Raw genomic sequence first — 9,508 nt, forward strand, 5'->3', positions numbered from 1 at the left:
GCTTTTAGGTTTGTTGGAGAGAGAAAATGGCAAGATATTTGGGGCCTAAGCTCAAGCTGAGCCGTCGTGAGGGCACAGACTTATTCCTTAAGTCTGGCGTTCGTGCGATTGACACCAAGTGTAAGATCGAACAACCACCTGGCCAGCATGGTGCGCGTAAACCGCGTCTGTCTGACTACGGTGTGCAGTTACGTGAAAAACAAAAAGTTCGCCGTATCTATGGTGTTCTAGAACGTCAATTCCGTAACTACTATAAAGAAGCAGCGCGTCTGAAAGGCAACACTGGTGCAAACCTGTTGCAACTGCTGGAAGGTCGTCTGGATAACGTAGTTTACCGTATGGGCTTTGGCGCAACTCGTGCTGAATCACGTCAGCTGGTTAGTCATAAAGCTATCATGGTAAATGGTCGCGTTGTTAACATCGCTTCTTATCAGGTATCTCCGAATGACGTAGTCAGCATCCGTGAGAAAGCTAAAAAGCAGTCTCGTGTTAAGGCAGCTTTGGAGCTGGCTGAGCAGCGTGAAAAGCCGACTTGGCTGGAAGTTGATGCTGTTAAGATGGAAGGTGTGTTCAAACGTATTCCTGAACGTACTGATCTATCTGCGGACATTAATGAACACCTGATCGTCGAGCTTTACTCTAAGTAAAGCTTAGTACCAAAGAGAGGACACAATGCAGGGTTCTGTGACAGAGTTTCTAAAACCGCGCCTGGTAGATATCGAGCAAGTCAGTTCGACGCACGCCAAGGTGACCCTTGAGCCGTTAGAGCGTGGCTTTGGCCATACTCTCGGCAACGCACTGCGCCGTATTCTGCTTTCATCTATGCCGGGTTGCGCGGTGACCGAGGTTGAGATTGATGGTGTACTGCATGAGTACAGCACCAAAGAAGGCGTACAGGAAGATATCCTGGAGATCCTGCTCAACCTGAAAGGGCTGGCGGTGAGAGTTCAGGGTAAAGATGAAGTTATTCTTACCCTGAATAAGTCTGGCATTGGCCCTGTGACTGCAGCCGATATCACCCATGATGGTGATGTCGAAATCGTCAAGCCGCAGCACGTTATCTGCCACCTGACCGATGAGAACGCATCTATTAGTATGCGTATCAAAGTTCAACGTGGTCGTGGTTATGTGCCGGCTTCTGCCCGAATTCATTCGGAAGAAGATGAGCGCCCGATTGGTCGCCTGTTAGTAGACGCATGCTATAGCCCTGTAGAGCGTATTGCCTACAATGTTGAAGCAGCGCGTGTAGAACAGCGTACCGACCTGGACAAGTTGGTAATCGAGATGGAAACCAATGGTACGATCGATCCTGAAGAGGCGATCCGCCGTGCGGCAACTATCTTGGCTGAACAGCTTGAAGCTTTCGTTGACCTACGTGATGTACGTCAGCCGGAAGTTAAAGAAGAGAAGCCAGAGTTTGATCCGATCCTGCTGCGCCCTGTTGACGATCTGGAATTGACTGTCCGCTCTGCTAACTGCCTCAAGGCAGAAGCTATCCACTACATCGGTGATCTGGTACAGCGTACCGAGGTTGAGTTGCTGAAAACGCCGAACCTGGGTAAAAAATCTCTTACTGAGATTAAAGACGTGCTCGCTTCACGTGGTCTTTCTTTAGGCATGCGCCTAGAAAATTGGCCACCAGCTAGCATTGCTGACGAGTAACCGGATCACAGGTTAAGGTTTTACTGAGAAGGATAAGGTCATGCGCCATCGTAAGAGTGGTCGTCAACTGAACCGTAACAGCAGCCATCGCCAGGCTATGTTCCGTAACATGGCCGGCTCTTTGGTTCGTCATGAGATAATCAAGACGACCCTGCCGAAAGCGAAAGAGCTGCGTCGCGTTGTTGAGCCGCTGATTACTCTTGCCAAGACCGACAGCGTAGCTAATCGTCGTCTGGCATTCGCACGTACTCGTGATAACGAGATCGTGGCAAAACTGTTTAACGAGCTAGGCCCGCGTTTCGCGAGCCGTGCCGGTGGTTACACTCGTATTCTGAAGTGTGGCTTCCGTGCAGGCGACAACGCACCGATGGCTTACATCGAGTTAGTTGATCGTGCTGCATCGCAAGCAGAAGTAGTTGCTGCAGAGTAATCTGTAAACGCGTAAAAAAACCGGGCTTGCCCGGTTTTTTTACGTCCATAACTTCGTGATGTACTCCGATTCTTCACTGCACAGCCTCTTTTGTCTATTATTAATCCATTAATCTAAATGAAACTCTTATTTTCGTAAATCCTATTTTACAGGTGCTATATGGGATTAATTGATGAATGGGCTGAGAGATACATTGTTGATGCCCAGAAAAATGGTGAGTTCGATAACCTGTCAGGAAATGGCAAGCCTTTGCAACTTGATGATGATGCTCTTGTACCTATGGATTTGAGGGGTGGATATAGATTATTGAAGAATGCAGGATTTCTCCCCCCTGAATTGCTAGACCGACAAGAAGCACTTACTATTGTTGACCTACTATCGCAACTAGATAACCAGCATGATGCTCAGACAAAATTGCGCAGTAGACTAATTTTGCTGGAAATGAGGCTAGAACAAGCTGGGCTTAGCACTGATTTTTTGCATCAAGGATATCAGCATAGGGTGGCTGATAGGCTATCAAATGAGGAATAGACAATGTTAAAGATTGGGCAACTTGCTAAACTCGCTGATGTGACTCCAGATACCATCCGGTACTATGAGAAGCAAGGCATGATGCAACATGGTGAACGTACTGAGGGGGGCTATCGACTTTATAATGAACAAGATTTACAGCGCTTACGATTTATCCGCTATGCGAAACAACTCGGTTTTACATTGGAAACTATCACTGAATTATTGTCGATACGGGTAGATCCAGATCATCATACATGCCAAGAGTCAAAAGCAATTGTTGATTCGCGATTACATGATGTGGAATGCAAGATTGCCGAGCTTAAAAAAATGCGTGAGTCACTTAAGCGCCTTAGTAAGGCCTGCTGTGGAAGTTCACATGCAACGACTTACTGCTCCATTCTTGAAGCCTTGGAACAAGGGGCAACAGAAGAATTGGTCTTAGGCTAAATTTTTTAACTGAGACATATCAATCAGTTCAAACAAGCAGTATTATCCGTAGGTTTTTTAATCTAAATAGTTATCGATGAGGTATTTAATATGACGACATATCGCCATACCAAGGGAAAAATAAAAGATAATGCATTAGAAGCGTTACTTCATGACCCACTTTTTAGGCAGCGCATTGAGAAGAACAGCAAAGGGAAAGGTAGTTACCAACGCAAAGATAAGCATGCAAAAGGCGGCAACTGGGAGGCCAGTGGTAAGCAATTAATTGATTATTTACCACTGCTCTTCTAATTTTCGGACTATAAAAAAGCCATCAAATATTGATGGCGTTCGCGTTTGATAAAGTCGGAATTATTTTGATTGCTGTGCTTTGAGCAAATCACGAATCTCTGCTAAGAGTTTTTCTTCAGTTGTTGGTGCTGGCGGCGCTGCAGGTTCTTCTGCTTTTTCACGGCGTAGTTTATTCATAAGCTTAACTGCGGAGAATATTGCCAAGGCCACAATAACAAAATCAAAAATACTCTGGATGAATGTACCGTAATTCATTACTACAGCGGGTATCGTTCCTTCGGCTGCACGCAATACGAAATGGAATTGTTTAAAATCGACGCCACCGAGTAATAGACCCAATGGTGGCATAATTATATCGGCAACAAGTGAAGAAACAATCCTGCCAAATGCTGCACCAATAATGACACCAACAGCTAAGTCGACTACATTGCCACGCATGGCAAATTCACGGAATTCCTTCATAAAACTCATAACCAACACCCCATTTCAAAATGAATAATTCTATTCTAGCTAATTAAAACTCTATACAGTCCTAATTATAGGAAATTTTTCCTAACTTTCATGATATTGGTTTTAATTTATTAACCTATATAGATATCTTAACTATTATTCATTACAAGAAGAATGGACTTGGTTGGAACAATCGTTCAACGTCGGGCACAAATTTTTTGTGAGTAATAAACATCACAACATGATCGCCCTGTTTAATAATCGAATTACTGTTAGCTATGATGACTTCATCACCGCGAACAATCGCGCCAATAGTCGTACCCGGCGGCAGCTTAATATCTTCAACCATGCGACCGACAACTTTTGAGGTACTTTCATCGCCATGAGCAATAGCTTCAATTGCTTCTGCAACACCGCGCCTTAATGATGACACGCTGACGATATCAGCTTTACGAACATGGCCTAGCAGTGCAGAAATTGTGGCTTGCTGAGGTGAGATAACGATATCAATGACGCTTCCCTGAACGAGATCGACATAAGCGCTGCGCTGAATTAATACCATCGCCTTTTTAGCACCCATCCGCTTTGCCAGCATCGCAGACATTATATTCGCTTCATCATCATTGGTAATCGCGATAAAAACATCAACCTGCTCGATATGTTCCTCAGCCAGCAGTTCTTGGTCTGATGCGTCGCCATAAAAAACGATGGTATCGTGTAACATTTCGGCCAGTTCGGCAGCTCTCTGTTGGTCGCGTTCAACTAATTTTACGCTGTAATCTTTTTCTAACCGTAAGGCTAAACCTGCACCAACATTGCCTCCACCAACGATCATTATGCGCTTATAGGGCTTCTCCAGACGCTGTAATTCGCTCATTACTGCACGGATATGCTGTGAGGCCGCCACAAAGAAAACTTCATCACCTGCTTCAATGATTGTTGAACCTTGCGGACGAATAGGACGATCTTGACGAAATATTGCAGCGACTCTAGTGTCGATATGTGGCATATGTTCACGAAGTGAGGACAGTGCATTCCCCACTAACGGCCCGCCGTAATAGGCTTTAACGGCAGCAATACTGACTTTACCTTCGGCAAAATTAACCACCTGCAATGCGCCAGGGTACTCAATTAATTTATAGATATAATCAATAACGAGCTGTTCTGGCGAAATGAGATGGTCAATAGGAACAGCTTCTGGAAGAAATAATTTATCGGTTTCTCGGATATATTCAGCTGAGCGAATTCGAGCAATTCGATTTGGTGTATTAAATAGTGAGTATGCAATTTGGCAGGCAACCATATTGGTTTCATCTGAATTCGTTACTGCAACCAACATATCGGCGTCTTCAGCCCCCGCTTCCCGTAAAACTCGAGGGTGCGAGCCATGCCCTTGTATCACGCGTAGATCAAATTTATCTTGTAACTGACGTAGGCGACCAGCATCAACATCAACGACAGTGATATCATTGTTCTCGCCCACCAAGTTTTCCGCTAGGGTCCCACCAACTTGTCCCGCCCCAAGAATAATTATTTTCATAGCGTTCTCTGCTTAACACTGAAATTAGGTTTGAGGCGTAGTTAAAGCCACGACTATCTTTTGATCAACTTCGCATAAAAGAAACCGTCGCCATCCTCAGGATGGGGCAGGTTTTGTTTACCGGGTAACGCAGTCGTACCAGTTTCAACCAGTTCTGCTTCAGCATGACGTTGTAAGAAAGCCATAACTTGCTGCTGATTTTCTTCCGGTAATATCGAACAGGTAGCATAAACCATTACGCCACCTTTTTTCAGTTTAGGCCAGATAGCTTCAATGATCTCGGATTGTAATTGGGCTAGTTCAGCAATATCACTGTCGCGGCGTAACCATTTGATATCAGGATGGCGACGTATCACACCGGTTGCAGAACAAGGTGCATCTAGCAGAATACGATCGAAGAGCTGGTCACCGCACCATGCCTCTGGTGTTCTTCCATCACCGACACGCACGACAGCATGCAGTTGTAGACGCTTTAAGTTTTCTTTTACCCGATTGAGGCGTACTTCATCAATATCAACAGCCAATACATGGGCCTTTGGCGCAGCTTCTAGAATATGGGTTGTTTTGCCACCGGGTGCGGCGCAGAGATCAAGGATTTGCTCACCATCTTGTGGATCAAGCAGGTCCACGCAACCTTGGGCAGATGCATCTTGCACGGTGGCCCAACCAAGTTCAAAACCGGGTAGCGAATTGACAGCACAAGGAGTGATAAGACGTAATGCATCGGGAAAATCGTCATGCGGTGCTGCTTCAATGCCTGCTTGTTTTAACAGCTCAAGATATTCATTACGAGTATGATGCAGGCGGTTAACGCGTAACCACATTGGTGGTTTTTGATTATTCGCATCCAGTATTTGTTGCCATTGTCCGGGATACGCCCGCTTAATTCTTGCGAGTAACCAGCTTGGATGAAGATAGTGGCTATCGTTATTTCCCGCTCGCTCCAATAGCTCAACTTGTTGGCGTTGGAATTGACGCAATACACCGTTGATCAATCCTTTCAATTGAGGACGTTTTAGCGCTGTAGCACCTTCCACTGTTTCTGCTAGCGCTGCATGAGCGGGAATGCGCGTATAAATTAGCTGGTAGAGTCCAACCATAATCAGATAGTGAAAAACCCTCTGTTTACCCGTTAATGGGCGAGCCATTAATTGCTGAATACACCACTCTAATTGCGGCAGGACACGCAAAGTACCAAAACATAACTCCTGCAGCAATGCGCGATCTTTATCAGAAATATTATTGTGTAGCCCAGGCAAAACGGTACTGAGTGATTGCCCCTGATCCAATACTTGGCTAATTGCTTTGGCAGCGATGCTGCGGAGATTATATGTGTTTTTCATAACCAAAAAAGCTGACAAACGTCAGCAAATAAAGGGAAAGTAGCCCGATGAAAATGAGTCGGGCGCTGAAATCTATTGAGTAAATCGTTGAAACTGAATTTATTATGCTAACTGGTTCCCCGGCGCGAACAATTCGCGACGTGAATTTAATAAATCAGCTGCAGACATCACTTTTTTACCAGCAGGTTGTAGTTGCGTAATATTTAGAACACCGTCCCCCGTCATCACTTGAATTCCATGCTTATCAGCATGGATGATAGTTCCGGGCTGGGTATTATTCATCGCAGGGAGTACTTGTGCATGCCAAACTTTAACCGGTTGTTCATCGACGATAAAATAGCTGACAGGCCAAGGATTAAAAGCACGAATACAACGTTCTAACTGCGCAGCAGGAAGAGACCAATCTAATTTGGCTTCTTCTTTGCTAAGTTTTTCTGCATAAGTTGCTAATGCTTCATCTTGTACTTCTGGCTGCGCACTGCCTTCGACTAGTTGCTGAAGTGTCACCAATAAGCCTTGAGGGCCTAAGTACGCAAGCTTATCGTACAATGTTGCACTCGTATCATCCGGTTCAATATCACATTCGATCTTATACAGCATGTCGCCGGTATCTAGCCCAACATCCATTTGCATAATTGTGACCCCAGTTTTTGCATCTCCAGCCCAGACTGAACGTTGGATTGGAGCAGCACCGCGCCAGCGTGGTAGCAGGGAACCATGGACATTGATACAGCCTAATCGTGGCATTGCTAATACGGATGCCGGTAAAATCAAGCCATAGGCAACCACAACCATGATATCAGCCTTAAGATCGGCAACTAAATGTTGGTTTTCTTCTGGACGTAATGATTTTGGCTGAAAAACAGGAATATTGTGTTGCTCGGCCAACATCTTCACTGGGCTCGGGGTGAGTTTGTTACCTCGTCCTGCAGGGCGATCCGGTTGAGTGAAAACACCAACAATTTGATGCTGGGATGAAAACAACGCACCTAAATGGCGCGCTGCAAAATCAGGCGTTCCGGCAAAAATAATCCGCAAAGAGTCAGACACGTAGATTTCCTGCAATGAGATGGATTAGTTGTCACGGGCATTCAATTTAGCCATTTTTTCTAGCTTCTGCCGGATACGCTGGCGTTTCAGCGGTGACAAATAGTCCACAAATAGTTTCCCGACCAAGTGATCCATTTCATGCTGGATACAAATCGCGAGTAAATCATCAGCTTCCAATTCGAACGTTTTACCGTCACGATCTAACGCCCTGATTTTTACCTTTTCAGCACGAGGAACCAATGCACGTTGTTCAGGGATGGATAGGCAACCTTCTTCAATGCCGGTTTCACCGCTTTTTTCCAACAGTTCTGGGTTAATTAACACCAAGCGTTGGTCACGGTTTTCGGAGACATCAATGACGATAATCTGCAGATGAACATCCACTTGAGTTGCGGCAAGACCAATCCCTTCCTCTGCGTACATCGTTTCGAACATGTCGTCCACAATACGCTGGATTTCACCATTAACTTCTTTTACAGGCGCAGCAATTTTGCGCAACCGCTCATCTGGGTAATGTAATACTTGTAATACTGACATAAATATCTAGATCTGCGTCCGAGTAGTGAATGATATTCAATCTCTATTCTAGACATTTCTCGTCCGGATTGACAGCATTGGCTACCAATTGAACAAATCGGTATCAGTGTAGAAACAAGCCAGGGAGGCGTATGTTACCAGCAGAATTATGGCTCAGGATGAGCAAAGTTAAGGGATTTGGTGTAGCAAAAAGGAGTAGTTTGGCAAAGCGGTTACTTGCGAGTGGTGATATTCATCCCAGCAGATTAGTTGCTTACGGGCTAAACCCACTACAATGTCAGCAATTTTATCAAGTCGATCCCCACTATATTGAGGCCGCATTGACTTGGATAAATCATCCCTCCCACCATTTGTTGGCTTATGGCGAGCCTGGCTATCCACCTCGCTTAGCTCATATCTCAAGTGCACCTTTAATACTTTTTGTTTCCGGCGATCTGGAGGTTATCTACCGCCCACAAATCGCGATGGTTGGAAGTCGCCATTTTAGCCATTATGGTGAGCAGTGGGGCCGTCACTTTGCTTCAGAACTGGCCCAAGCAGGATTAGTCATCACCAGCGGTCTTGCAATGGGAATTGATGGTATTTGTCATCAAGCGGCTTTGAATGCAAAAGGAAAAACCATTGCAGTATTGGGGAGCGGGTTAGAGAATATTTATCCACGGCGACACAACCATTTGGCGAAAGAGATAGAACAGCAAGGTGGGGCATTAGTTTCTGAGTTCTTTACGACGGCATTACCGATTGCAGCGCATTTTCCTAAAAGGAACCGTATAATTAGTGGGTTAAGTTTAGGTGTACTCGTTGTTGAAGCGACACTGAAAAGTGGCTCTTTGATTACAGCACGTTATGCTATTGAGCAAGGAAGAGATGTTTTTGCTTTACCGGGGCCATTAGGGAGTGCTGCCAGTGAAGGAGTGCACTGGTTGATTCAACAAGGAGCCTATTTAGCAAGCTCTCCGCTGAGCGTCGCTGAGCAGCTAAGCGGAGAGCTTCAGTGGATATCATTACCTGAGGAAGAAATTATTTCTTCCTCAGAGAAGCAAGTTGAATTGCCATTTGCTGATGTGTTGGCTAACGTAGGAGATGAGGTGACACCTGTTGATGTCAGCGTTATTAATTTAACACTATGAATATTAACGATTAATAAAAGTCAGTGACCACATGTTGGCCGAGGCCTGACGAATCAGCCCCGCTTGCGGGGCTTTGTTTTGTCCACGAAATCATCACGGAATTGACACGCGGCTG

General features: G+C 45.3%; 11 protein-coding genes and 1 pseudogene. 7 read left to right on the forward strand and 5 right to left on the reverse strand.

Translation table 11 applies throughout. From position 1 onward, the window contains the following. Positions 1-26: 26 nt before the first annotated feature. From rpsD to BN68_RS21930, 6 genes are all read left to right on the forward strand, one after another. Complete coding sequence (gene rpsD, locus BN68_RS21905) at positions 27-647, forward strand: 30S ribosomal protein S4 (protein ID WP_002218949.1); 621 nt, start codon at positions 27-29, stop codon at positions 645-647. Positions 648-672: 25 nt separating this feature from the next. Continuing rightward, on the forward strand, positions 673-1,662 hold the full coding sequence (locus tag BN68_RS21910; RefSeq protein ID WP_002438685.1) for a DNA-directed RNA polymerase subunit alpha: 990 nt from the start codon (positions 673-675) through the stop codon (positions 1,660-1,662). A gap of 40 nt (positions 1,663-1,702) precedes the next feature. Further along, positions 1,703-2,092 (forward strand): 50S ribosomal protein L17, encoded by a 390-nt coding sequence (gene rplQ, locus BN68_RS21915; protein WP_004391407.1) that lies wholly within the window; start codon positions 1,703-1,705, stop codon positions 2,090-2,092. Positions 2,093-2,251: 159 nt separating this feature from the next. Beyond that, the gene (locus tag BN68_RS21920; RefSeq protein WP_019213303.1) at positions 2,252-2,623 is read left to right on the forward strand and encodes a DnaJ family domain-containing protein; all 372 of its coding nucleotides are present in this window, start codon (positions 2,252-2,254) and stop codon (positions 2,621-2,623) included. Between the two features lie 3 nt (positions 2,624-2,626). Further along, positions 2,627-3,052, forward strand: coding sequence for a Zn(2+)-responsive transcriptional regulator (gene zntR / locus BN68_RS21925; RefSeq protein WP_019213304.1), 426 nt, complete (start codon positions 2,627-2,629; stop codon positions 3,050-3,052). A gap of 90 nt (positions 3,053-3,142) precedes the next feature. Then, positions 3,143-3,343, forward strand: a complete 201-nt coding sequence (locus BN68_RS21930) for an alternative ribosome-rescue factor A (RefSeq protein ID WP_019213305.1) — start codon at positions 3,143-3,145, stop codon at positions 3,341-3,343. A 60-nt stretch (positions 3,344-3,403) separates the two neighbouring features. Here the strand turns inward: BN68_RS21930 and mscL are convergent, their stop codons facing one another. The 5 genes from mscL to def form a co-directional block, all read right to left on the reverse strand. Next, positions 3,404-3,814: a large-conductance mechanosensitive channel protein MscL gene (gene mscL, locus BN68_RS21935; RefSeq protein ID WP_019213306.1), complete on the reverse strand. Its 411-nt coding sequence runs from the start codon at positions 3,812-3,814 to the stop codon at positions 3,404-3,406. A gap of 142 nt (positions 3,815-3,956) precedes the next feature. Further along, positions 3,957-5,333, reverse strand: coding sequence for a Trk system potassium transporter TrkA (gene trkA, locus BN68_RS21940; protein ID WP_019213307.1), 1,377 nt, complete (start codon positions 5,331-5,333; stop codon positions 3,957-3,959). A 53-nt stretch (positions 5,334-5,386) separates the two neighbouring features. After that, on the reverse strand, positions 5,387-6,676 hold the full coding sequence (gene rsmB / locus BN68_RS21945; protein WP_019213308.1) for a 16S rRNA (cytosine(967)-C(5))-methyltransferase RsmB: 1,290 nt from the start codon (positions 6,674-6,676) through the stop codon (positions 5,387-5,389). Positions 6,677-6,778: 102 nt separating this feature from the next. After that, complete coding sequence (gene fmt / locus BN68_RS21950) at positions 6,779-7,726, reverse strand: methionyl-tRNA formyltransferase (RefSeq protein WP_019213309.1); 948 nt, start codon at positions 7,724-7,726, stop codon at positions 6,779-6,781. 24 nt (positions 7,727-7,750) lie between these two features. Next, positions 7,751-8,263, reverse strand: a complete 513-nt coding sequence (gene def / locus BN68_RS21955) for a peptide deformylase (RefSeq protein WP_019213310.1) — start codon at positions 8,261-8,263, stop codon at positions 7,751-7,753. 131 nt (positions 8,264-8,394) lie between these two features. Here def and dprA point away from each other — a divergent pair. Then, positions 8,395-9,369 (forward strand): annotated as a pseudogene (gene dprA / locus BN68_RS21960) (DNA-protecting protein DprA); the annotation flags it as partial. Between the last annotated feature and the right edge of the window lie 139 nt (positions 9,370-9,508).

The organism is Yersinia massiliensis CCUG 53443 (genome assembly GCF_000312485.1).
Lineage (GTDB): Bacteria > Pseudomonadota > Gammaproteobacteria > Enterobacterales > Enterobacteriaceae > Yersinia > Yersinia massiliensis.